At 72.2% G+C, this 23,265-nt stretch carries 18 protein-coding genes; 12 read left to right on the top strand and 6 right to left on the bottom strand.

Annotated features, from left to right (window positions below; all coding sequences use genetic code 11):
- Positions 1 to 146: 146 nt before the first annotated feature.
- The 5 genes from QP089_RS19885 (at position 147) to QP089_RS19865 (ending at position 9,751) form a co-directional block, all read left to right on the top strand.
- Complete coding sequence (locus tag QP089_RS19885; RefSeq protein WP_285913195.1) at positions 147 to 2,864, top strand: alpha-L-rhamnosidase; 2,718 nt, start codon at positions 147 to 149, stop codon at positions 2,862 to 2,864.
- A 77-nt stretch (positions 2,865 to 2,941) separates the two neighbouring features.
- Positions 2,942 to 4,231 (top strand): ABC transporter substrate-binding protein, encoded by a 1,290-nt coding sequence (locus tag QP089_RS19880; protein ID WP_285913194.1) that lies wholly within the window; start codon positions 2,942 to 2,944, stop codon positions 4,229 to 4,231.
- Positions 4,228 to 5,211: a carbohydrate ABC transporter permease gene (locus QP089_RS19875; RefSeq protein ID WP_285913193.1), complete on the top strand. Its 984-nt coding sequence runs from the start codon at positions 4,228 to 4,230 to the stop codon at positions 5,209 to 5,211. The genes QP089_RS19880 and QP089_RS19875 overlap by 4 nt, the downstream gene beginning before the upstream one ends.
- Positions 5,208 to 6,035, top strand: coding sequence for a carbohydrate ABC transporter permease (locus tag QP089_RS19870; RefSeq protein WP_285913192.1), 828 nt, complete (start codon positions 5,208 to 5,210; stop codon positions 6,033 to 6,035). Before QP089_RS19875 ends, QP089_RS19870 begins: the two co-directional genes overlap by 4 nt.
- Entirely contained in the window at positions 6,032 to 9,751 is a 3,720-nt protein-coding gene (locus tag QP089_RS19865) for a glycosylhydrolase-like jelly roll fold domain-containing protein (protein ID WP_285913191.1), read from the top strand. Before QP089_RS19870 ends, QP089_RS19865 begins: the two co-directional genes overlap by 4 nt.
- Here the strand turns inward: QP089_RS19865 and QP089_RS19860 are convergent.
- On the bottom strand, positions 9,699 to 10,481 hold the full coding sequence (locus tag QP089_RS19860) for a phytanoyl-CoA dioxygenase family protein (RefSeq protein WP_285913190.1): 783 nt from the start codon (positions 10,479 to 10,481) through the stop codon (positions 9,699 to 9,701). The two genes, QP089_RS19865 and QP089_RS19860, sit on opposite strands and share 53 nt — an antisense overlap.
- Before the next feature lie 70 nt (positions 10,482 to 10,551).
- Here QP089_RS19860 and QP089_RS19855 point away from each other — a divergent pair, with 70 nt between their 5' ends.
- Positions 10,552 to 11,406, top strand: coding sequence for an AraC family transcriptional regulator (locus tag QP089_RS19855; RefSeq protein ID WP_285913189.1), 855 nt, complete (start codon positions 10,552 to 10,554; stop codon positions 11,404 to 11,406).
- A 28-nt stretch (positions 11,407 to 11,434) separates the two neighbouring features.
- Here the strand turns inward: QP089_RS19855 and QP089_RS19850 are convergent, their stop codons facing one another.
- Positions 11,435 to 11,683, bottom strand: a complete 249-nt coding sequence (locus tag QP089_RS19850) for a DUF4873 domain-containing protein (protein ID WP_285913188.1) — start codon at positions 11,681 to 11,683, stop codon at positions 11,435 to 11,437.
- A gap of 202 nt (positions 11,684 to 11,885) precedes the next feature.
- On the opposite strand from QP089_RS19850, the gene QP089_RS19845 reads away from it, so the two are divergent.
- Complete coding sequence (locus QP089_RS19845; protein WP_285913187.1) at positions 11,886 to 12,524, top strand: hypothetical protein; 639 nt, start codon at positions 11,886 to 11,888, stop codon at positions 12,522 to 12,524.
- Between the two features lie 139 nt (positions 12,525 to 12,663).
- Here the strand turns inward: QP089_RS19845 and QP089_RS19840 are convergent, their stop codons facing one another.
- The 3 genes from QP089_RS19840 to QP089_RS19830 all read right to left on the bottom strand — a co-directional run bounded on the left by QP089_RS19840 (position 12,664) and on the right by QP089_RS19830 (position 16,492).
- Positions 12,664 to 13,683 (bottom strand): aminotransferase class V-fold PLP-dependent enzyme, encoded by a 1,020-nt coding sequence (locus QP089_RS19840; RefSeq protein ID WP_285913186.1) that lies wholly within the window; start codon positions 13,681 to 13,683, stop codon positions 12,664 to 12,666.
- Between the two features lie 357 nt (positions 13,684 to 14,040).
- The gene (locus tag QP089_RS19835) at positions 14,041 to 14,862 is read right to left on the bottom strand and encodes an SDR family oxidoreductase (RefSeq protein ID WP_285913185.1); all 822 of its coding nucleotides are present in this window, start codon (positions 14,860 to 14,862) and stop codon (positions 14,041 to 14,043) included.
- A 73-nt stretch (positions 14,863 to 14,935) separates the two neighbouring features.
- Entirely contained in the window at positions 14,936 to 16,492 is a 1,557-nt protein-coding gene (locus QP089_RS19830; protein WP_285913184.1) for a class I adenylate-forming enzyme family protein, read from the bottom strand.
- A gap of 111 nt (positions 16,493 to 16,603) precedes the next feature.
- On the opposite strand from QP089_RS19830, the gene QP089_RS19825 reads away from it, so the two are divergent.
- Positions 16,604 to 17,272, top strand: a complete 669-nt coding sequence (locus QP089_RS19825; RefSeq protein ID WP_285913183.1) for a TetR/AcrR family transcriptional regulator — start codon at positions 16,604 to 16,606, stop codon at positions 17,270 to 17,272.
- 190 nt (positions 17,273 to 17,462) lie between these two features.
- Here QP089_RS19825 and QP089_RS19820 read toward each other — a convergent pair whose 3' ends face one another.
- Positions 17,463 to 18,194, bottom strand: a complete 732-nt coding sequence (locus QP089_RS19820) for a FadR/GntR family transcriptional regulator (RefSeq protein WP_285913182.1) — start codon at positions 18,192 to 18,194, stop codon at positions 17,463 to 17,465.
- 84 nt (positions 18,195 to 18,278) lie between these two features.
- Between QP089_RS19820 and QP089_RS19815 the strand changes: the two genes are divergently transcribed.
- The 4 genes from QP089_RS19815 to QP089_RS19800 are packed head-to-tail and all read left to right on the top strand — an operon-like array spanning position 18,279 to position 23,229.
- Positions 18,279 to 19,124, top strand: a complete 846-nt coding sequence (locus QP089_RS19815; RefSeq protein ID WP_285913181.1) for a fumarylacetoacetate hydrolase family protein — start codon at positions 18,279 to 18,281, stop codon at positions 19,122 to 19,124.
- A 40-nt stretch (positions 19,125 to 19,164) separates the two neighbouring features.
- Positions 19,165 to 20,091, top strand: coding sequence for a VOC family protein (locus QP089_RS19810; RefSeq protein ID WP_285913180.1), 927 nt, complete (start codon positions 19,165 to 19,167; stop codon positions 20,089 to 20,091).
- Positions 20,078 to 21,691, top strand: a complete 1,614-nt coding sequence (gene mhpA, locus QP089_RS19805) for a bifunctional 3-(3-hydroxy-phenyl)propionate/3-hydroxycinnamic acid hydroxylase MhpA (RefSeq protein ID WP_446474066.1) — start codon at positions 20,078 to 20,080, stop codon at positions 21,689 to 21,691. Before QP089_RS19810 ends, mhpA begins: the two co-directional genes overlap by 14 nt.
- Positions 21,688 to 23,229 (top strand): FAD-dependent monooxygenase, encoded by a 1,542-nt coding sequence (locus QP089_RS19800; protein WP_285913178.1) that lies wholly within the window; start codon positions 21,688 to 21,690, stop codon positions 23,227 to 23,229. Before mhpA ends, QP089_RS19800 begins: the two co-directional genes overlap by 4 nt.
- The last annotated feature ends 36 nt before the right edge of the window (positions 23,230 to 23,265 follow it).

Below are 23,265 nucleotides of genomic sequence, written 5' to 3'. Positions count from 1 at the left end.
GTGACGGTGCGACGGGGCTCGCCGGAGGTTCGCCGAAGTGATCCAGCAGACATCTTGACACCCCGATCAGGGGCCTCTTACGCTCAAGCTCACATTTTCAGGCGTTATCTTCACAGTCCTGTTGGGATCGCGATCGGAGTGGGTCAGTGGCCGAGTCCCAGGGGGTGACGCTGGCGCCGTACGGTCTCCGCTGCGATCACCGAGTCCGGCCGCTGGGCGTCGACGAGCCGGCGCCGCTGCTGTCGTGGCGGCTGGTGTCCGGCCGGCGCGGCGACGCGCCCGCGGCGTACCGGGTGCGCGTGCGGGCGGAGGACGGCGAGCAGGTCTGGGACACCGGTGAAGTGAGCGACCCGGCGGCGGTCGGCGCACGCTACCAGGGGCGGCGGCTGCGGCCCCGCACCCGCTACCGCTGGACGGTCACGGTCACCGGCGCGGACGGCACCTCGGCCGAACGGGAGTCCTGGTTCGAGACGGGGATGCTGAGCCCAGCGGCGTGGACGGCCGCCTGGATCGCCCACGATCCGTCCGATCTCGACGTGGTCGACGCTCCCGAGGAGGGCGCGCTCGCCCTCACCGACCACGGGCTCCAGCCGGCCGTCCGGCTGCGCCGCGCGTTCGCGGTCCCCACCGCGCCGGTCCGCGCCCGGCTGTACGTCACCGCCCGCGGCCTTTACGAGGCGCGCGTCAACGGCGTGCGCGCCGGTGACGCCGAGCTCGCCCCCGGCTGGACGGACTACCGCGACCGCATCGACTACCAGGTCTACGACGTCACCGACATGCTGCGAGCGGGCGCGAACGCGCTCGCCGTCACGATCGCGGACGGCTGGTGGAGCGGTTTCGTCGGTTTCGATCCGCGCCGCTCGGGCGCCCATTACGGGACGTTCCCGCAACTACTGGCCGAGCTGCACCTTGTCCACGTCGACGGAACCAGCGAGGTCATCGCGACCGGCTCCGACTGGGAGAGCGCCCGCTCGCCCATCCGGTACGCCGACCTCCTGATGGGGGAGTGCCATGACCTCCGCCGCGAGACGCCGGGCTGGGATCTCCCCGCCGAGGGGAATGCGGCCAACGCCAGCGTCCCGGGAAACGAGCCGTGGCGACCCGCGCGGGTGACCGGGACGGACCGCAGCCGCCTCACCGCGTCGGTCGCGCAGCCGGTCCGCGCCGTCCGGGAGCTGGCGGCACGGTCGGTGACCCCCGTCGGCGGGGAAAGGTTCCTGGTCGACTTCGGGCAGAACTTCGCCGGCCGGGTCCGGCTGACGGTGCGCGGCCTGAACCGGGGCGACCGAGTGGTCATCCGGCACGGCGAGACCCTGGACGACGACGGCGCCCTGTACACGGCGAACCTGCGCACCGCCGCGGCCACAGACGTCCTGATCGCGGCCGGGCCCGCCGAGACCGTCTTCGAGCCCCGCTTCACCTACCACGGTTTCCGGTACGCCGAGGTGACAGGGCTGAGCACGCTCGGCATCGGCGACATCACCGGCGTGGTGCTGCACAGCGACACCCCCTGGACGGGCGAGTTCGCGTGCTCCGACCCGGACGTCGGCCGCCTGTACGAGGCCATCGGCTGGGGGCAGCGCTCCAACTTCGTCAGCGTCCCGACCGACTGCCCGCAACGCGACGAGCGGCTCGGCTGGCTGGCCGACGCGCAGGTCTTCCTGCCCACCGCGTGCCTCAACGCCGACGTCGCCGCGTTCTTCGACGGCTGGCTGCGCGAGGTGCGGGGCGCGCAGTCGCCGGACGGCGCGTTCGGCAACGTGGCGCCGAGGCTCGCGGGGGTCGCCGACGACGGTGCTCCCGGCTGGGGCGACGCGGGGGTCCTCGTGCCCTGGCATCTCTACCGCGTGTACGGGGACGAGCGCTTCCTCGAACGCAACCTCGACGCCATGTGCGCCTGGGTCGACCACGTCCACCGGCACAACCCCGACCTGGTGTGGAGCCGCCGCGTCGGCCCGCACTTCGCCGACTGGCTCGCGCCCGCACCCACGCCCCGGGACGTGCTCGCCACCGCCTACTTCGCCCACAGCGCCGAGTTGACGGCGCGGGCCGCCGAGGTCGTCGGCGAGACGGAGGCCGCCGGACGGTACGGCGTGCTGGCCGAGCACATCCGCAAGACCTTCACCGAGCGGTTCGTGACCCCGGACGGCAAGATCCAGGGCGACACCCAGACCGCCTACCTCCTTGCGCTGGCGTTCGACCTGCTCCCGGCGGACCTCCTGCCGGGTGCGGTGCGGCGCCTGGTCGAGCTCGTCCGGGAAGCCGGCCCGGGCCTCACCACCGGCTTCCTCGGGGTGAGCCTGATCGCGCCCGTCCTCGACGCGCACGGCCACGCCGACCTCGCGCACGCGCTGCTGCGCCGCACCGAACCGCCGTCATGGCTGCACCCGCTGCGGCACGGCGCGACCACCATCTGGGAGCGGTGGGACGGCTACACCGACGAGCGGGGCTTCCAGGCGGCGGCGATGAACTCCTTCAACCACTACGCGCTCGGCTCGATCGGTGAATGGCTCTACCGCGGCGTCGCCGGCCTCGACCAGGCGCCCGGATCGGTCGGCTACCGCGAGCTGCTGGTCCGGCCGAGGCCCGGCGACCTCACCTCCGCCGGCGCGAGATACGAGTCGGTACGCGGGACCGTCGCCACCCGCTGGACCCGCCGGGACGGCCTGCTCCACCTTCAGGTGACGGTGCCGCCCGGCGCGACCGCCACCGTCCACATCCCCGCCGACGACCCCGGCGGGGTCACCGAGAGCGGGGTCCCGGTGGCCGAGGCCGCCGGGGTGCGGATCGTCGGCGCGGAGCCGGGGGAGCTCCGCTGCCGCACAGCTTCGGGGGAGTACCGCTTCACCGCGGAACTTCATTGACCACCGTCCCCGGGTGGGACGGGCATGGCCGGCCGCCGTCACCTCGGCGACCCGCGCCATGAACGCGAGGAGGACAGATGACATCGTCGTTCGACAGGGCGGCCCTCAGCCGCCGCGGTTTCCTGCGGCTGTCGGGCGGAGCGGCCGCGGTGGCCGCGCTGCCGGCGGCCCTCACGGCCTGCGGGGGATCGTCCGGCGGGTCCGGCGGCACCCTGCGCCTGGTCGGCGTGGCCGACCAGCAGAAGCCGGTCGACCTGCTCACCAAGGCCTACACCAAGGCGAAGTTCAGCACCTCGTTCGCCCCCACCGACCAGGTGGAGACCTCGCTGCGCACCCAGCTGGGCGCGGGCAACGCCCCCGACGTGCACGTGGTCTACCCGGGCAACGGCAGCGCGATGAGCATGGCGCAGATCGCGCAGGCCGGGCTGCTCGCCGACCTGAGCGACCAGGCCTGGACGAAGCGGGTCCCGGCGGGGCTGAAGCCGGCCTTCCAGAAGGACGGCAGGACGTTCCTGTACTCGGCCGGCTCCAGCGTGATCGGCGCGATCTACAACAAGAAGGTCTTCCAGGAGGCGGGGGTGACGCCGCCGAAGACCTGGAGCGAGTTCCTCCAGGTCTGCGACAAGATCAAGAAGAAGGGCAAGGTCCCGATCGCGCTCGGCGCGCAGACCCAGTGGGTCACGCAGCTGATCACGTACGCGCTGGTGCCGTCCACCGTGTACGCCAAGAACCCGCAGTTCGACAGCCAGATGAAGGCGGGGACGGCGACGTTCGCGAACTCCGGCTGGGTGCAGGCGCTCGACATGTACCTGGAGTTGCAGAAGCGGGGCTTCTTCAACGACAACCCCAACGGCACCACGTTCGAGCAGCAGACGTCCATGGTCGCCACCGGCAAGGCCGCCATGGCGATCCAGGTCTCCGCGGTCCTGCCCGACTTCCGCAAGGCCGCGCCGAGCGCCGACGACCTGTCGATGTTCCCGGTGCCGGGTGCGGACGACCCCGCTCAGGTGTGGATCCCCGCCGGGGTCGTCGTCGGGCTGGGCGTCAGCGCCCGCAGCAAGAACCGCGACGCCGCCAAGGCGTTCATCGAGTTCCTCGGCCGGCAGGAGAACATCAACCGCTGGGCCGAGGCCGTCGCCTGCGTCCCGCTCGTCCGGGACTCCAGTTCCAGGATCGACCCGGTGCTGACGCCGTTCCTGCCGTACATGGACGGCAACAAGGCCGTCCCGTTCATGGACCAGGCATGGCCCAACGCCGAGGTGCAGCCCGCTCACTTCGCGATGGTCCAGGAGCTGCTCGCCGGCAAGACCACGGTCGCGCAAGGGCTGGCGAAGCTGGACGAGACCTACCGAAAGAAGCAGCCGTGACCCCGTCCCCACAGCGCGCACCGGCCGCACCCGCGGCCGGTGCGCCGGCCGCCGGCGCACCGGAGGCGCGCGGTGCCCGGCGGCCGCCTCGCGGCCGACGGCGGCGCGGCGGTTTCCTGACGCCGCCCTGGTGGTTCGCGGCGCCCGCCCTGCTCGTGTACGTGCTGGTCGTGCTGTATCCGAGCGCCAGCGGCGTCGTCTACGCCTTCACCGACTGGAACGGCATCGGCGACCGGTCCTTCAACGGCGTCGACAATTTCCGGCGGCTGCTGCAGGACGACGCCACCCGCGGATCGCTCGTCAACACCCTGCTGCTGACCGTCGCGATCGTCGTCGTCCAGAACGGCATCGGGCTGCTGCTCGCGCTCGGGGTGCACACCCGCATCAAATCGCGCGTCGTGCTGCGGGTCGTGTTCTTCGCGCCCGCCGTCGTCAGCCCCGTGATGGTGGCGTTCCTGTGGAAGTACGTCTACAACCCGGCACCGGAGGCGGGCCTCAACGGGATCCTCGGCGCGCTCGGTCTCGGGTCGCTTCGCCAGGACTGGCTGGGCGACCCGTCGCTGGCGCTGTGGTCGGTGGCGGGGATGGTGATCTGGCAGTTCGCCGGCTACTCGATGGTCATCTTCCTGGCCGGGCTGGAGGGCGTCCCCGCGGAGCTGCACGAGGCCGCGATGATCGACGGCGCCGGCCGGTTCCAGCGGTTCCGCAGCGTGACCTGGCCGCTGCTGGCCCCCGCGGTCACGATCAACGTGATGCTGTCGACCATCGGCGGGCTGAAGCTGTTCGACCAGGTCTACGCGGCGACGAGCGGCGGCCCCGGCCACTCCAGCGAGACGCTCTCGACCGTCCTGTACAAGCAGGCGTTCGTGTTCGGGAACTACGGCTACAGCACGGCGATCGCGCTGGTCCTGGCGCTGTTCGTCGCCGCGGTCTCGCTGATCCAGATCTACTACCTGCGCAGCCGGGAGGTGACCGCATGAGCCTCCGGTACGGGTTCCGCACGTTCCTGCTGGAAATGCTGATGATCGTGGTCGCGCTGGCGTTCCTGTTCCCGGTGTACGCGCTCATCACGCTGTCGCTGAAGGACAAGCAGCAGATCGCCTCGGCGCCGCTGTCCCCGCCGACGTCGCCGACGTTCGCGAACTTCTCCGACGCCTGGTCGCGGGCCTCGCTCGGGTCGGCGCTGCTGAACAGCACGGTGATCACGGTGGTCAGCCTGGTGGCGCTCATCGCCATCGGGTCGTTCGCCGCCTACTTCCTGGCCCGGTGCGCCACCCGGATGGGGTTCGTGCTGTACGTGCTGTTCCTGCTCGGCATCGTGCTGCCGTTCCAGCTCGGCATGATCCCGCTGTTCAAGCTGGCCGACTCGGCCGGGCTGCTCGGCACCTACCAGGGGATGATCATCTTCTACACCGGCATCCAGCTGCCGTTCACGATCTTCCTCTACACCGGGTTCATCCGGGCGCTGCCGGGCGACTACGCCAACGCCGCGCTGATCGACGGCGCCGGTCATCTCCAGGCGTTCACCCGGGTGGTGTTCCCGCTGCTGCGGCCGATCACCGGCACGGTGCTGATCCTCAACGCCGTGTTCGTCTGGAACGACTTCTTCACGCCGCTGCTCTACCTGGGCGGGTCGGCGCGGGAGACCGTCCCGGTGCGGATCTTCGCGTTCGTGGGGCAGTACGTGTCGGACTACGGGCTGGTCTTCGCCGGCCTGGTGCTCGCCGCACTGCCGATCATCGTGGTCTTCCTGGTGCTGCAGCGGTACGTGATCAAGGGCTTCGCCAGCGGGCTGAAGGGATGAGCGCGGCCGCGATACCGTCCCGGCTGCGGGCGGTCCTGGACGCACCGCCGCCCGCGTACTCCCCGGCGCCGATCTGGTGGTGGAGCGGCGAGCGGCTCGACCGGCGGCGGCTCCGCGACCAGCTCGAACGGTTCGCCGAGGGCGGCGTCCACAACCTGGTGGTGCTCAACCTGGCGCCCTCGGGACCGATGTTCGGCTCGGACGCCGACGACCCGCCGTTCTTCTCCGACGCCTGGTGGGACCTGCTGGACGCGGTGTGCGAGGACGCCGCCGAGCTGGGGGTGTCGCTCTGGTTCTACGACCAGCTCGGCTTCTCCGGCGCCGACCTCCAGGCCCGGCTGGTGCGCGACGTCCCCGCCTACGCGGGGCAGTGGCTGGAACGGTCGGGAACGGTGGGCGTGCGGGGGTTCGACTACCTGTCGGCCGAAGCGTGCGAGGTGCTGTTCGACCGCGTGCACGGCGAGTTCGCGCGGCGGCTCGGCCACCGGCTGGGCAACGTGATCGTCGGGTCGTTCCAGGACGAGCTGCCGTCGCTGCCGACCTGGTCGCAGGCGTTCGCCGACGAGTTCGCGCGGCGCCGGGGCTACGACCTGACGCCGCACCTCGGGGCGCTGTGGGGGAGCGGGCCGGACGCCTTCCGGATCCGCCGCGACTACCACCTCACCCGTGCGGAACTGGCCGAGGACGCGTTCTTCCGGCCGCTCGCCGAGTGGCACCAGGCGCACGGCCTGCTGCACGGTTGCGACCAGCAGGATCCGGCGCGGGCCGGGCTCCCGGTCGACGGCGTCAAGATCTACGCCGACTACGTGCGCACGCACCGCTGGTTCGGCGCTCCCGGTTCGGACCACCACGGCGACGCCCGCATCCACTCCTCGCTGGCACACCTGTACGGCCGGGACCGGACCTGGATCGAGGCGTTCCACTCCAGCGGCTGGGGCGGGACGCTGGAGGAGACGTTCGACTGGCTGCTTCCCTGGCTGCGCTCGGGCGCCACCCTCTACAACCCGCACGCCGTCTACTACACGACCAAGGCGGGCTGGTGGGAGTGGGCGCCGCCGTCCACCGACTGGCGGCAGCCCTACTGGAGGCACCACCGGGTCTTCGCCGACGCCGTCACCCGGTTGTGCGCCGCGCTGTCGCTCGGGAAGCACGTGTGCGACGTGGCGGTGCTGTTCCCGACCGCCACCGCGCAGGCCGGGACGCGCCTCGACGGCGTCGACCCGGACACCGTCCGCGCCCAGGATGTCTACCGGAGTCTGGTCGGCGACATGGCGTGGTTTCGGATGGTTCCCGGCGCGCTCGACCGGCTTGGCATCGACGCCGACGTCGTGGACGACGACTCCGTGCAGCGGGCCGCCATCTCACGGGGGCGGCTGGAGGTCGCGGACGAGTCGTACGGCACCGTCCTCCTGCCCGCGTGCACCGTGCTCGAAGGGGAGACCGCGCGCAGGCTCGTCGCGTTCGCCGAGGCCGGCGGGCGCGTCATCGCGGTCGGTCCGCCGCCGCGCCACGGCGTCGGCGACCTGGACGCCGACGCGGCGGTGGCGAAGCTCCGCGCCCTGGCGGAGGCCGTGCCGGACGCCGACGGCCTCGGGGCGGCCATCGCCGCCGACCGCCGGGTGGACGCACCGGTCCCCGCCCTCGTCCGCGAGGTCGACGGCGCGACCGTGGTGTTCGTGAGCGCCGCCCAGTCGATGGCCAGCCGCGTGTCGGTCGAGCGTCCTAGCGAGCGCGGCATCGACCTCGGCTGGCTCGACGTGACCTACGACTTCGACCCCGACCGCTACCTGCGCGACATGCGGTTGCGGGTGCGCGGTGTCCGCGGCCCGGCGTTCCTGGCCGGCCCGTTTGGAGGGCCGCCGCGTCCGCTGGAGGTCCGGGAGGTCGACGCGACGTGGGTCGAGGTGGTCGTGCCGTTCGACGACGGGCCCGCCGCGCTGCTCATCTTCCCCGGCGGCGACGACCACCCGGGAGCCTTCCCGGCCGAAGAGCAGCAGACGGGTAAGGGCCTGGACCTCGGTACCTCCTGGATGATGGAGACGGTGCCCACCCTCGACAACTCGTGGGGGGACTTCGCCCGCCCCGCCGGCCGGGACGTCCCGCTGGAATGCTGGAGCCTGCGGCACCGTGTGGAGGGCGAGACGTCCTGGTCCGAGGCCTATGCCACGTTCGGCCCGCACGGCGTCTGGACGCTGGAGTCCGAGGGCTCGTGGCGCCCCGCCGTGTACTCCGACTCGCGCGGCATCCGCAAGGACGCCGTACATCGCGATTTCCTCGGGCCCAAGGGACACGTGCCCGAGGAGTTCCTCGACTTCGGTGACGTCGCTGCCGGGGAGGCGGTGCTCTTCCGTTCCCGCGTGACCGTGCCGGCGGACGGCGGTTTCGTGGCGGTCGGCGCGCCGGCGGCCAAGACGCTGCTGGTCGACGGGGGCGAGGTCCCGCTCGACGACCGGGGATACCTGGCGATCGCCACGGTCCCCGTCGCGGGCGGGGAGCACGACGTCGAGGTCCGGTTCGTCCCGGATGAGAAGGTGCGCCTGCGCGCCCACCTCGCCGTGGTCACCGATCCCGGCCGCTACCGGCGACCAGAGTGGATCACGGTCGCGGGGCCCGGGAGGCCGGGCGCGCGGGTCACGCTCACCGCGGCGCTGCCTCCGGGCGCTTCGATCCTCCAGGTGGCCTCGGCGGCCGCCTGCCGGATCCTCGTCGACGGCGAGGAGATCGGCCGCCAGGGCGGCTTCGACCCGTACGCCGAGCACGAGGTGCCCCGCGTCGGCCGCTACGAGGTGACCGGCGGTGAGGTGACGCTGGTCCTCACCGAGGGCGAGGCGGCCCCGTCCGTCATGGTGGACGGCGCGGTGGTCTCCGGCGCCGGGTGGACGGCCGCGCGCGACGGCGAGCCGGTGCCCGTCCTGCCGAGCCGCCGCCAGTACGGTGACCCGGCCTCGCTGCATCTGCGACGGCGCCCCCACCCATTGCCCGGCGCGGCCTGGCTCGAAGACGTCCCGGAGACCGGCGACGTCCTGCCCGTGCGGTTCGCGGCACCGGGCATCGGCCCGCGCGTCGAGTGGTTGCGCGTCACCGTGCCACCGGGCGCCACCCGGATGGCCGTCGACGTGCACGGTGAACTGCTGGAGGTACTCCTGGACGGCGAGCCGCTGGGACCGGGCCCGGAGATGCGACTGCCTGCCCACCCTGGCCAGGGCCAGGCGCCCGGCCGGAGGACGGCGGAGTTGCGGATCCGGACGATCCCCGGACACCAGGCCGGCGCCGCGCTCGCGGGGCCCGTGCGGTTCGCCGCCGGACCCGGAACGATCGAGCTGGGCGACTGGGAGGACGCGGGACTGGCGGGCTACAGCGGGGCCGTCCGCTATCGTCGCCGCGTCGACCTGCCCTCGGCCCCGGCCCCGGCCCCGGCCGCGGCGACGCTCGACCTCGGACGGGTCCGCGGCACCGCTGAGGTCACGGTCAACGGCGTGCACGCGGGCGTGCGGATCTGCGCCCCCTACCGCTTCGACCTCGGCGCCGCCCTGCGGGACGGCCCGAACGACATCGAGATCCTGGTCTGCGGCACGCTCGCGCCCTACCTCGACGAGGTGAGCCCGACCCACTTCGTCTTCCCAGGTCAGCGGGTCTCCGGCCTGTTCGGTCCGGTGCGCCTGCTCATGCCCACGGACGGGGAAACAGCTCGCCGCCCAGCGGAGCCCCCGCCGTGAGGCCGAGGTCGTCGGTCACGGGGTGGGCTTCACCGCTGAAGGCGGTCTCCGCGTCGATGTAGATGTTGACGTGCGCGAGCCGGGCCGTTCCCGTCCGGTTGGGCAGCGCCATGTGCCCGGTGTATCCGCTGTGGAAGGTGCAGTCGCCGGCTCGCAGAGGGAGGGTGACGCGGGGCGCCCATCGCAGTGCCGGTTCCGCCGCGAACAGATCGTCCGCATCGTGCAGATCTTGCGCGCGGAGACCGGTGTGATGCTGGGTGCCGGGCAGGAATGTCATGCAGCCCCGTTCCGGTGGGACGTCGACCAGCGCGATCCAGGCTGAGAGGGGCAGACGGTCGCCTTGGTGCGGCCAGTACGGACGATCCTGATGGAACTCCGTGGCGGTGCCGCTGTGCGGTTCCTTGACCAGCATCTGGTCGTGCCACAGCCGCAGCGGGAATCCGGCGAGCTGCTCGGCGATCCTGCCGAGCCGCCGGTCCAGGGTGAGATCGCGCAGTGTCCGGTCGCGCCGCCACACGTTGACCAGTTGGCTGAAAGCGCCGCGGGTCTCCAGGCTCTCGGCGCGATGGGCCTCCAGGAAAGTCTCGGCGCCGCTCCTGAACCGCTCGATCCGGTCCGGTTCGAGGACGCCTCGGACTCGGACGAATCCGTACTGGCGATACGCCCCCACCAGCTCCTGGGAGACTCGGCCGTCGGCTCCGACATCGCTGCTCGCCTGCTCGTTCATCATGTGCCAAGCCTCGCCGGGGCACGCGGCGGAGGGCTAGGCCGATCCCGGCGGGAAGTCGTACGATCACGACATGCTCGCCACGCTGCACGAGCAGGCGCTGTTCGTCGACGGTCCGATCTGGGGCGGCGTCCACCACCTGAACGCCGGCGTCGAGCCGCACACGCACGACTTCCTCGAAATCGCGGTCATCGGCCCCGGCGGCGGCCGGCACGTCACCAGCCATGGCGAGCGTCCTCTGCGGCACGGCGACGCGATCGTGCTGCGGCCCGGCGCGTGGCACGCCTTCGGCGACTGCGCCGATCTCACCGTCGCCAACTGCTGCCTGTCCGCCCACGCGCTGCGGGCCGAGCTGTACCAGCTGCCGATGCTGCGCCGGCTGCTGTGGACCGACCCGGTGGCCCGCGGCGCCCGCGGTGTGGCGGTTCGATCCCTCGCCCCCTCGGACGCGGACGAGGCCATCGCGCAGATCAGCCTGCTCGAACGAGACCAGGAGGCGGGCCGCCACCGGCCCGGCCGGGCGGTCGGCCGCCTGATGACCGTGCTGGGCATCCTGGCCGACGCCGCCGGACCCGAACCCGTCCCTCTCGAAGCGGCCGTCCATCCCGCGGTCGCCGCGACCATCGCGCGGCTCGAAGCGGCGCCCGCGGAGCCGTGGCGGCTGGACGACCTCGCGCGGGCCGTCAACCTGGACCCCGCCTACCTCGGCCGGCTGTTCGGGCAGTGCACCGGCTCGACCCCGATGGGCTTCCTGGCCCGGCTGAGAGCCGAGCGGGCGGCGGCGCTGCTGGTGAACTCGACCCTGCCCGCCGCCCGGGTCGGCGCCGCCGTCGGGTGGGACGACCCGACGTACTTCGCCCGGCGCTTCAGGACACTGGTCGGCCTGACACCCACGGAATACCGGAGACGCAACAGAGCCTCGGAATAGCGATCCCCCCTCCGATCGGACGGTCTGCTCAGAAGGGCGGCGGGCCGCTTCCGACGAGCGTGATGACGTCGGACCAGGCTTCCGAACCGCCGAGCGTTACCTGTGCCTCGCGGCCGTCGGGAAGTCTCAGCGTCCGGTCGTCGTCATCACCGGCATCGAAGTCGGCGATGGTCGCGGTCCCGGACCACTCCCGCTGCTTGGAGCGCAGATCGACGTAGACCTCGATCTCGGCTCCGCCGTTGTCGATCAGGGTGGCGGGCCCCCGGTAGCGGCTCACGGCTGAATCTTCTCGTTAAGGCCTGCGTGGAGTGTCTTCATGAACACGCACCATAGCGTCGAGGTCGGACGTTCCCGTCCTGTATCGCTGCTCAGGGCTCTTGGGCGGCGCGCGGTCGCTCCGGGATGACGGGCGGCTGCCGCAGCGAGCGCCCCGACCAGCGCGGTGACGCGACCGGGTAGGGGCGTGCAGAATCGTGTGCATGCGAAGGTCGGATCGGATCGCGTGGTGGGCGTTCGGCATCGTCGTGATCTTGGGCGGTGTGGCGGTGTCCGGCATGCTGGCCGATCCGCCTCCGCGGGAGCCGGCCTCCGTGGACGAGTTCTGCCCGCCTCAGCCGACCGGTAAGGCGCGGGACGACACGTCCTTCAAGGAGACCGCCGATCCTTACCGGGGGAGGGGCCCGCACGCGGTGAAGCTGCTGTTCGCGGACGCCAACACCGGCGAAGGCGCCGACGAGCTCCCCTCCCGCTGGCAGGTGGGCGATACCGACGTGAAGCCGAAGGCCCAGCTCGTCGCCTGCGGTTATCAGGACACGGCCGGGACGCGCGAGACCCGGGTCTGCGAATACGTCCCCGAAACCACTGCGAGGCTGTACTGGCAGCTCTCGGGAAGCACACGGCCCAAGAACACGACCAAGATCTCGCTCCTGAAGGCCTCCTACGTCTTCGAGATCTACGAGGCGAAGACCGCAAAGCCGTTGGGCCGCTTCGAGGTGCCCGGCGACGAGGCATGCCCGTGGAGCGTCAAGCTCGACGACCGGACCTCCATCGAGCAAGCACCGGACGCGTCCAAGCTACGCAAAGCCCTGCGCCCTTACGCCGAGCGCACAATCACCTGAGAACCACTTAGAAAGCAATTCGGCGCCGCGTGGTCGAGCTCCATGTATCCCGGCGCTCTGAGCGGCGGCGACCTGGCCACGCTGGTCTTCGGCGTGCACACCTACATGCTCGGCTACACCGCGAAGCAGGTCGTCCGGGTCAGGTCAGGGCGGTGATGGCGGTGTCTACGTCGGTTTCGGTTGTGTAGAGGTGGAAGGCCAGGCGTGCCGCACCGTTGCGGACGGATGCCCGGATGCCGGCCGCCGTGAGGCGCTCGGCCGCGTCCGGGAGGGGGACGGTGACGATCGCGCTGTCGCCGGGCGGCATGCCGAGGCCGGCCCGGAACCGGTTGGCCATCCGCACGTCATGGTCGTGAATCTGTGCGATGCCGATCTCCACGAGCAATTCCAGCGTGGGAGCCGCCGCGACGTAGGAGAACCAGGGGGCGGCGATGTCGAAACGGCGCGCGTCCTTGGCCAGCCGGAGCGGCGGGCCGTAGGAGGCGTCGCCTTCACCGGCGTACCAGTTGGCGGCGAGCGGTCGGATGCGGTCGCGCACGGCGGGGCTCACGTAGCAGAAGGCGGTGCCGCGGGGGCACATCAGCCACTTGTACGCCGAGACGGCGAGGACATCGAAGGGCGTCGCGTCGACCGGGAGCCAGCCGACCGCCTGCGTGGCGTCGGCCACGACGAGAGCGCCGTGCGCCCGCGCCGCCGCGACGATCTCGGCGGCGGCGGCGACCTCACCCGTCGCGGACTGGACCAGGCTGAAGGCGACCGCGTCCGTGCGCTCGTCGATCGCGTCGGGCAGCTTTGAGGGTGGCACCGTGCGCACGTCGAGATCGTGCACGAGCCAGGGGAACAGGTTGGACGTCTGCTCGATGTCGGGGACGACGACGCGCGAGCCGGGCGGCAGCGAGGCCGCGACCGGGGCCAGGACCTGCGAGGCGGAGGCGCCCACGGCCACGTCGTCGGACGCGACGCCGACCAGGCGGGCGAACGCGTTGCGCGCGCGGCCGGTGGATCGGTCCCACTTGTCCCAGCCGTTGGCCCCGCGACGCCACTCGGCCAGCGCGCTCTGCAGCGCCTCGAGGGCCGGCTCCGGCGGAATGCCGTAGCTCGCGGTGTTCAGCCAGCCCGGCTCCGGATCCCACATACGTACCGCTTCGTCCAGATTCACGCTCGTGAGCCTAGAGGGGCCGGTGGGGTGGGCGGCATGCCGGCCTGTGGTGGATCCCGAACCGCATAGGTCCTGTTCCCAGCCTCGCGGGTGCGCTGGGTGGGAGACGGTCGGCTCGGCTAGGGGAGGATCGCGTCGACGTAGCCGCCGAGGTTGTTCACCAGGATGTCGACATCGGGCACTTGGGCGCGCACTGCTTCGGCGCCCTCGGCGGTGGCGACGTCTGCGGCCACGCCCCGCAGATCCGCATCCGGGAGTTGCGTGCGCAGCGCGTCCAGGGCGCCGGTGACGCTGTTCTCGGAGCGTCCGTTGACGATGGTGGTCGCTCCGGCCCGTGGGCACCGTGCGGGCGCGGCTTCAGAAGGCTCGGGTCGTGACCGCGGCGACGGCGCCGCCGTCGACCAGCAGGTCGGTGCCGGAGATGAAGGACGCGGCGGGGCCGAGCAGGAACTCGGTGGCCGCGGCGATGTCGGCGGGCGTGCCGGACCGCTTGGCGTTGGAGGCGTCGATCATCATCTTCATGCCGGCGCCGTGCTCGCTGGCGAGTTCGGCGTGGCCCATGGGGGTGGCGATGACGCCGGGGCTGATGGAGTTGATCCGGGCGCCCCGGGCACCCCAGGTGGTGCTGGCGGCCTGGACCCGCAGCTGGTTGGCGTACTTGGCGAAGGCGTAGGCGGCTCCGCTGTCGGCGAAGGCGGCCGCGTCGCAGATCGGAAGTGCCAGCAACCGGTCGGCGGGGGTGGTGGCCAGTTGCTGCGCCTGCTCGCGGGGGAGGTCCGGATGGAAGCGGCCGGCCATGCTGGCGATCACGATTCCGGCGCCGCCGGGGGCGACGACCTCGCCGAACTCCTCCAGGACGAGCGCCGGACCCAGCAGGTCGACCGCCAGGATCGCCGGCACGGGTGCCTGGACGGGCGAAAGCCCGGCGGTGTGCACCACCGACAGCACCGGGCCGAGGGAGGCGGCCCGCTCGGCCAGCGCGGCGACCGCCTCGCGCGAGGACACGTCCACCCCCTGAGCGGTCACCTGATAGCCCTCGTCGGCGAGCTGCCCGGCGACCGCGTCCAGGATCTCCTGGCTGTGGTCGGCCACCAGGACGTGGGCGGCCGGACCGATGCGCCGGGCGATGGCCTGTCCCATGCCCCCGGCTCCGATGACCACCGCAACGTGCTGCGTCATGCTCTCTCCTCGGGGCCGTGCCTGGACAGGACACGATCGGTGCGAGATGCCCCCTCGCGCAAAAACCGGGGTCTCACTTGAGCGCACCGCCCGCGACCAGTGCGCGAAGCCTTCTTCGGTCGAACTTGCCGCTCGGAAGCGTCGGTATCTTCTCGCTCGACGCGATGACCCAACGCGTCGGGACCTTGTAGCCGGACAAGCGCTGACGTACTTCCACAGCGAGGGCCTCCGCGTCGATGTCATCAGCGGCGGGCACGATGACCGCGCAGACCTCCTCGCCGCGCGTGGGGTGATCGATTCCGATGACCACGCATTGCGTGACCTGTTCGCACTCCTCGATCGCCGACTCGACCTCGCGCGGGGACACGTTCGCTCCGGCCGACTTGATGAGTTCGCTGGTGCGCCCCACGTAGAAGAGCCGCGGGTCGCCGGCGTGGCGGTAGACGCGGTCGCCGGTGTGATACCAGCCGTCCTGGTCGAACACCTCCGACCGCTCACGCTTGTTGTAGCCCGCCATCGTCCCCGCGCCGCGGATCAGCAGTTCGCCCACGTCGCCGTCGGGAACCGGACGGCCCTCGCCGTCGACGATCGCGGTATCGGTGAACGCGAAGCTGCCGGCTGTCTCGGACATGCTGCGGTGGACGGGGTATCCGTCCGGGACGCCGTGCATGGCGAGGTCGAGCGGCCCGTCCCGCAGCATGGGCGCGCTGCTGAGGTCGCGCCCGGCGAAGGACGGGTGGTCGCGCAACTGCTGGGTGAACGTCGGCCAGCCGACGACGCCGTTCCCGCGTTCTCGCTCGATCAGGTCCAGCGCCGCCCCGGCCTCCAATCGCGGCAGGACGAGCACGGTCACCGGTTCGTGGAGCGCCCCCGTCGTGGCCAGCACGCCGCCGATCCAGAAGAACGGCATCGCGCAGAGGATCCGCGGCACGCCCGAGGCCCCGGTCAGCGCCCGGATCGCGGCCGGCCAGGTGGAGGTCTGCCGGACGAGGGTGCCGTGCGTGTGCAGGACGCCCTTGGGGTCGGCCGTCGACCCCGACGTGTGGACCATGATCGCTAGGTCGGCGGGGGTGACCTCGTCCTCGGCCGCCGCCAGCAGTTCGGCGGGCACGACGGCGGTGCTCGCGGCGTCCCAGACCGTGGCCCAGGAACGGTCGGACTCACTGGTCAGCACGATGCGGCGCAGGTACGGCGCGCCGGGCAGGCACAGGCGCCCGGCCTCCTGATCGGGCAGCCCGGGAAGCGCGGCCTCGAACCGTTCGGCGACGTCGATCGTGACGACGCGGGTCGGGGCGATCAGCACGGCGACGTCGGCCAGCCGCAGCACTTTCGCGATCTCGGCCGGGGCGTAGAGCGTGCTCAGCGGGACGACCACGGCGCCGACGCGGCTTGCGGCCAGCCACCAGACGGCCCATTCGGTGTCGCTGGTGAAGAACAGGCCGACGCGCGTCCCCTTGCCGACGCCGTGGTGGAGCAGCCACCGCGCCGCGAGCGCCGACCGGCGGTCGGCTTCGGCGTAGCTCAGCCCGTCCGTGGGCGTCACCAGGTACCGCTCCTGGCCGAACTCGCGCGCGCCGCGCTTGAGCAGTCCGGCGATGGTCGCTCGCGACTCGGTGTCTGCCGGCGGCATGGGCCCCACTCTCGACGATCGCGGTGCCCGGAGCCTATTACGGACGATTCCCGTACGTAAAGGGCCGGATCTACAATGGGCACCCGCCGACCGCCGCGAAGGAAACCCGCCATGCCCGAGGCCCGAACGTCCGGTTCGACGGCGGGGCGCAAGCGGGACCCGCTGATCGAGCCCCGCGTCTTCGAGGCGGCGGTCCGCGTCTATGCACGCGCGGGCTGGGGCGGTTTCACCTTCGACGCGGTGGCGAGGGAGGCGGGCGTCGGCAAGCCGGCCATCTACCGGCGCTGGACGTGCGGTGAGGAACTGCTCGTCTCGGCCCTGCACAACCTGGACTTCCCGGCCGCTCGGGACTGCGGCTCGGTCCGCGCCGACCTCCAGGACTACGCGCGGCAATGGGTGAACTGGTACCGGCACCCCGACCGCGCCCTGGCCGGCCGGCGGATATCCCTGGACTCCCGCGCCCGTCCCGCCCTCGCGACGTTGTACGAAGAAATGATCAACAGGCCCCGCACCGAGGCGGCCCGCGAGGTCACCCGGCGAGCGATCGCCCGCGGCGAACTGCCGCCGACACTGCGGTCCTCGACGCTCGCGGACCTGCTCGTGGGCGCGATGTCCACGCACTGGGAATCGACCCCCGAAAGCAGCCGCGCCCGTCTCCGCCGGACGTTTCCCGCCTATGCCGAAACGCTGGTCGACATCATCCTCGCCGGCGCATGGGCACTGCCCGGCCAGTCGGGCCAACGGCCAGAATGCCCCGCCCCAAGTACGGAACCTGGCTGACACGAGCCGGGGACACGTGCAACCGGTCGTCAGGCGATCTCCACATTCGCCTCCACTGAAGATGAACAGCCATGTCCTGATTTTTGGGACGCTGGTGGCGTAATGCGGGAATGTGTAGGCTGCCGGAAAGTGCGCGAGGAGAGGCGCGGCAGTGGGTGATCTGGGGTCGGTTCTCGGGGGAGCGCGGCGGTCAGAGGGAGCCGGCGGTCTTGTGGTCGTGGATGATCCGCATCGCGGTCGCGCGGTCGTGCGCGGCGATGGCGTCGACCAGGCCGGTGTGCAGCTCGTGGCGTTCCCGCAGGTAGGGGGTGAGGGGGCGGTCGCCGTCGGGCTGGACGGAGCGGGTGTGGGCGTCGATGAGGTCCAGCAGGCTGGCGTACAGCGAGCGCAGCAGGACGTGCGGGCTGACCGCGGCGATGCGGGCGTGCAGCCGCCAGTTCGCGTGCACGAACGCGGTGGCGTCACCGTCGGCGGCGGCGCTGCCCATGTCGGCCAGGATCTCGCGCATCTCGCCAATGTCGGCGCGCGACGCGTGCCACAGCGCGTCCTCGATCAGGAGCGGGTCGAGGGCGTCGCGGATCCGGATGGCCTCGGCGACGGAGGTCTGCTCGGCGTCCAGGGCCAGCATCGAGTTGCCGAGCCGGACCATGGGGGACTGCTCGGCGGCGAACAGCCCGCCGCCGGGGCCGGGACGGACCGCGACCAGGCCGCGCGACTGCAGCAGGCGGAGCGCCTCGTTGAAGGTGCTGACCGAGACACCGCACAGCGCCCGCAGCTCGCCCTTGGTGCCGAGGCGCGCGCCGGGTTCGGCGGCGCGGGCCAGCTCGGCGATGCGGTCGGCGGCCTGCTCGGCGCGGCCGGTGCCGGCCGACCCGTCGGCGTGTACGGGACGCACCCGGTCCTCCTCTGCTGAATTCGTCATGCACATTAGCAGGCCGATCCCTTGACGCCCGACGAGACCTGCATGCATTATCGCCCTAATCATCATGCTGAATTAGGAGTGCGGATGCGGATCGGGAACCTCGGCGGGCGGCTGGCCATCGTGCGCGACGGCCGGGCGGTGGACGTCGAACAGGCGAGCGGCGGCAGGTTCGGGTCCGATCCGCAGGCCGTCTACGCCGACTGGGAGGGCTTCCGGGACTGGGCGGCGTCGGCGACGCTGCCGGCCGGCACCGCCTTCGACCCGTCCGAGCTGGGCGCGCCGGTCCCGGCGCCGCGGCAGGTCTTCGCGATCGGGCTGAACTACCGCGACCACGCCGCCGAGTCGGGCTTCGACGTGCCCGAGGGGCTGCCACCGGTGTTCACCAAGTTCGTCACGAGCATCACCGGCCCGGTCACCGAGGTGACGCTGCCGCCGGACGGCCACACCGACTGGGAGGTCGAGCTGGTCGCCGTGATCGGGCGGCACTCGCGGAACGTCGCCGAGGCCGACGCCTGGGACCACGTGGCCGGGCTCATGGTCGGCCAGGACGTCTCCGAGCGCGTCACGCAGCTCGCCGGCCCGGCCCCGCAGTTCAGCCTCGGCAAGTCGTTCCCCGGCTTCGCCCCGACCGGCCCGTGGGTCGTCACGCCGGACGCGTTCGACGACCCCGACGACCTGGAGCTGACCTCGGCGATCAACGGCGAGGAGGTGCAGAAGGGCCGCACCCGCGACCTGATCTTCCCGGTTCCGCTGCTGGTCGCGCGGCTGTCTGCGGTGCTTCCGCTGCTGCCCGGCGACCTGGTCTTCACCGGGACCCCCGCGGGCGTCGGCCTCGGCCGCGACCCGCAGCGCTGGCTCGGCCCCGGCGACGAGCTGGTCAGCCACATCGAGGGCATCGGCGAGCTGCGCCAGCGGTTCGTCCCGGCCTGACCGACTCCGGGCTCCCACCCCTCCAGCCGAGGAGACACCCATGTCCCTGCACCGCCTGATCTCGGTCACCATCGGCGTCCCCAACGTCGCCGAGACCGCGGACTACTACGCCGACTTCGGGCTGCGGCCCGACACGGGAGGCTGGTTCGGCACCCGCGACGGCGGACGCCAGCTGCGCATCGTGCCGAGCCCGACGCGCCGCCTGGTCGAGATGCACGTCGGCGCCGACTCGCCCGACGACCTGGGTGCGGCGGCCGCCCGCCTGGAGCGGCTCGGCGTGGCCTGCGACCGGTCCGCCGCGACCCTCACCGCGGTCGAGCCCGTCACGGGCGTGCGGGCCGTGGTGGAGGCGGCGCCCCGGCTGCGGCAGGAGCCCGTCCCGCCCACCCCCTACAACGGGCCCGGACGTTACGAGCGGACCGGCACCCGGGCACCGGGCGTCCTGCGCGAGGAACCGGTCCGGCCGCGCAAGCTCGGCCACGCGGTGCTGGCCACCACCGACTTCGCCGCGACCAGCGCGTTCTTCCGCGACGGCATCGGCTTCCGCACCAGCGACATCATCAAGGACGCCGGCGTCTTCCTGCGCTGCTCCACCGACCACCACAACCTGCTGGTCCTGGCCGCGCCCGTCTGCTTCCTGCACCACACCTCCTGGCAGGTCGACGACGTCGACGAGGTCGGACGCGGAGCGTCGGCGATGCTGGAGGGCCACCCCGAACGGCACGTGTGGGGCCTCGGCCGCCACCACGCGGGCTCCAACTTCTTCTGGTACCTGAAGGACCCGGCCGGCAACTTCTCCGAGTACTACTCCGACCTCGACTGCATCGTCGACGACCAGCTCTGGACGCCCGAGACCCTCGAAGGCGCCAGGGGGCTGTTCAACTGGGGTCCGCCGCCGCCCCCGTCCTTCCTGCGCCCCGACGACCTCGCCGAGCTGATGACCGGCACGCACGGTGCGGGACGGTGACCGCGTGACCGAGCACGACGTCGCCGTCGTCGGCTTCGGGCCCGTCGGGCAGCTGCTGGCCCTGCTGCTCGGACGCGCGGGGCACCGCGTCCTGGTCCTGGAGCGCCGGCCGCGCCCCTACCCGCTGCCCCGCGCCGTCCACTTCGACGACGAGATCGGCCGGATCTTCCAGGCGGCGGGCGTCGCCGAGCAGGTCCGCGGCGTCACCGAGCCCGTGCCCGACTTCTACGAATGGCGCAACCGGGACGGGCAGACCCTGGTCCGCATCGACTGGTCGGGGACCGGGCCCAGCGGCTGGCCCGCCGCCAACTTCTTCTCCCAGCCGGAGCTTGAGGCCGTGCTCACCGCCGCGGTCGCCGAACTGCCCGGCGTGACCGTCCGCCGCGGCCTGGAGGTGACCGCACTCGACGACACCGGCGATGGCGTACGCCTCACTGCGCGAGCAGACGAAGGCGGCGACTCCACCTTCCATGCCCGCTACGTCGTCGGCGCGGACGGCGCCAACGGCTTCGTCCGCGACCGGATGGGCGCCGGCGTCACCGACCTGGGCTTCTTCTTCGACTGGCTCATCGTCGACACCATTCCGCGCGACGAGCGGGAATGGTCGCCCATGAACTGGCAGCTGTGCGATCCCGCCCGTCCGACCACGATCGTGTCGGGTGGCCCCGGACGCCGCCGCTGGGAGTTCATGCGGCTGCCGGGGGAGAGCCCCGAGGACCTCAACTCCCTCGGATCGGCGTGGCGCCTGCTGGAGCCCTGGGGCCGAACCCCCGAGAACACCATGCTGGAACGGCACGCGCTCTACACCTTCCAGGCGCGCTGGGCCGAGCGGTGGCGCGACGGCCGCCTGCTGATCGCCGGGGACGCCGCCCACCTGATGCCGCCGTTCGCCGGCCAGGGCATGTGCTCGGGCCTGCGCGATGCCATGAACCTCGGCTGGAAGCTGGACCTCGTCCTGCGCGGCGTCGCCGGGCCGGACCTGCTCGACACCTACACCACCGAGCGCCGCGAGCACGTCCAGCACGCGATCGGCATGTCGATGGCGCTCGGCCGGGTCATCTGCGTCCTCGACGAGGACGAGGCCGCCGCCCGCGACGACCGCATGATCGCGGCGGGCGCCGACCCGGCGCGCGTCCTCCCCGACACTCCGCCGCCCGTCCTCGGGGACGGCGTCCTGCAGCGCGGCCCGGACGGGCTCCGCCGCGCCGACGTCGGACACCTCACGCCCCAGCACCGCGTCACCCGCCAGGGCAAGACCGCCCTGCTGGACGAGATCACCGGAGGCGGCTTCACCGTCCTGCTCGACGGAACCGCCGCGGGCGAGGCGATGGACGATGACGACCGAGAGTTCCTCCGGCGCATCGGCGCCGTCATCATTCCGCTCTACTCGCCGGATGATGCCGGGACACCCGCCGACTGCTATGTCGACACCGAGAACGCCTACCTGCCCCACATGCGGGAGCACGACCACACCGCCGCCGTGATCCGCCCGGACTTCTACCTGTTCGGCGCTGCGGAAAGCCCGGCTGAGCTGCACGAACTCATCGGTCAACTCCGGGCGCGGCTGTGCGTTTCGGCCGGGGGAGGGCAGGCGTCGTGACGAACGAACCGCCGCACCGCGTGCCTGTGCTGATCGCCGGAGGCGGCCCGGTGGGCCTGGCGGCGGCGTTGGAACTCGCCCACCATGGCGTCCGATCGCTGGTCGTCGAGCCTCGTGAGGAGGTGTCGTGGCTGCGGCCGCGCGCCAAGACGACCTCGGCGCGCACGATGGAGCTGTTCCGCCGCTGGGGCCTCGCCGATGCCGTGCGCGAACGGGCCGCCCTGCCGGTGGCCTGGTCCGACCAGGCCGTGTTCACCACCGGGCTGCTCGGCCGCGAGATCACCCGGATCCACGGCTGCTTCGGCCTCGACCTGGCCGGGGACGACCTGGTCGCCGAACCCGGCCAGCAGATCCCGCAACCGGCCGTCGAGCAGGTGCTCAGGGAAGCGGTCGCGCGCTCCCGGTACGCACAGCTGCTCACCGGCCGGTCCGTTAGGGCCGTCCGCGAGGAGGACGACGGCGTCACCGCCACCGTCACCGCGCCCGACGGCAGGGATCGGCAGGTCAGCGCCGCGTACCTGATCGGCGCGGACGGCGCGTGGAGCACCGTCCGGGAGGCCATCGGCGTCAGCTACGAGGGCACCGCCGACGCACGCCCCAACTTCAACATCGTCTTCCGCGCCCCCGGCCTCGCCGAGCGGGTGCCGCACGGACCCGCCGTCCACTACTGGGTGCTGCATCCCAGCCGCCCGGGGCTGGTCGGCCGGCTCGACCTGCGCGACACCTGGTGGTGCATCGCGCAGGGCGTCACCCAGCAGGAAGGGGACGCCGATCCGCTGGCGCTCGTCCGCGAGCTGGTCGGAGCCGACATCGACGCCGAGATCGTCGCGACCGACCCGTGGAAGGCCAAGATGCTGCTGGCCACGCGGTACGCCACGCGACGGATCTTCCTCGCCGGCGACGCCGCGCACCTCAACCCGCCGTGGGGCGGGCACGGCTTCAACACCGGCATCGGCGACGCCGTCAACATCGGCTGGAAACTGGCCGCCGTCCTGTCCGGATGGGCGCCGGAGACACTGCTGCGCAGCTACGAACCCGAACGCCGGCCCATCGCCGCGCGGACGATCGCGGAGGCCGCCCGCAACATGGCGACCCTCGCCCCCGAACTCGCCGACCCGCGGCTGACCGGCACCGACGCCGAGTTCGCCGCCGCCCGCCCGGCGGTCGCGGCGGCCGTCCAGCGCACCAAGGACGCCGAGTTCCACAGCCTCGACCTCGTCCTCGGCTACACCTACCAAGGCTCACCGATCGTGGCCGACGACGCGGGCGGGCGGCTCCCGCATCGCTGGCTCGCATCCGGCGACTCCCTCTACGACCATCTCGGACGCGGCTTCACGCTCGTCGCGAACCCGTCCGCCACCGACCCCTCGGGCTTCGCCAAGGCCGCCGCCGACCACGGCATCCCGCTCGAGATCCTCAACGACCCGCACACCGCCGGCCTCCGCCTCGTCCGGCCCGACCAGCACGTCGCCTGGACCGGTGACGCCCCCGCCTCCCCGCCGGAGATCCTCCGGCGGGCGGCCGGCCACCTCGACTGACACGCCCCGAAGACGCATTGGCGCGCCCGGCCCACG

This window comes from Actinomadura opuntiae (genome assembly GCF_030283205.1).
Classification (GTDB): domain Bacteria; phylum Actinomycetota; class Actinomycetes; order Streptosporangiales; family Streptosporangiaceae; genus Spirillospora.
Note: the sequence above shows the minus strand (reverse complement) of the source record. Positions and strands in the feature narration are given on the sequence as shown.

What these genes read in the sequence shown, in the direction of transcription:
- QP089_RS19830 (WP_285913184.1), bottom strand. Translation starts at nt 16,492, where the DNA reads ATGCCGCCGGCAGACACCGAGTCGCGAGCGACCATCGCCGGACTGCTC.
- QP089_RS19870 (WP_285913192.1), top strand. Translation starts at nt 5,208, where the DNA reads ATGAGCCTCCGGTACGGGTTCCGCACGTTCCTGCTGGAAATGCTGATG.
- QP089_RS19825 (WP_285913183.1), top strand. Translation starts at nt 16,604, where the DNA reads ATGCCCGAGGCCCGAACGTCCGGTTCGACGGCGGGGCGCAAGCGGGAC.
- QP089_RS19865 (WP_285913191.1), top strand. Translation starts at nt 6,032, where the DNA reads ATGAGCGCGGCCGCGATACCGTCCCGGCTGCGGGCGGTCCTGGACGCA.
- QP089_RS19855 (WP_285913189.1), top strand. Translation starts at nt 10,552, where the DNA reads ATGCTCGCCACGCTGCACGAGCAGGCGCTGTTCGTCGACGGTCCGATC.
- QP089_RS19810 (WP_285913180.1), top strand. Translation starts at nt 19,165, where the DNA reads ATGTCCCTGCACCGCCTGATCTCGGTCACCATCGGCGTCCCCAACGTC.
- QP089_RS19835 (WP_285913185.1), bottom strand. Translation starts at nt 14,862, where the DNA reads ATGACGCAGCACGTTGCGGTGGTCATCGGAGCCGGGGGCATGGGACAG.
- QP089_RS19820 (WP_285913182.1), bottom strand. Translation starts at nt 18,194, where the DNA reads ATGACGAATTCAGCAGAGGAGGACCGGGTGCGTCCCGTACACGCCGAC.
- QP089_RS19815 (WP_285913181.1), top strand. Translation starts at nt 18,279, where the DNA reads ATGCGGATCGGGAACCTCGGCGGGCGGCTGGCCATCGTGCGCGACGGC.
- QP089_RS19860 (WP_285913190.1), bottom strand. Translation starts at nt 10,481, where the DNA reads ATGATGAACGAGCAGGCGAGCAGCGATGTCGGAGCCGACGGCCGAGTC.
- QP089_RS19845 (WP_285913187.1), top strand. Translation starts at nt 11,886, where the DNA reads ATGCGAAGGTCGGATCGGATCGCGTGGTGGGCGTTCGGCATCGTCGTG.
- QP089_RS19880 (WP_285913194.1), top strand. Translation starts at nt 2,942, where the DNA reads ATGACATCGTCGTTCGACAGGGCGGCCCTCAGCCGCCGCGGTTTCCTG.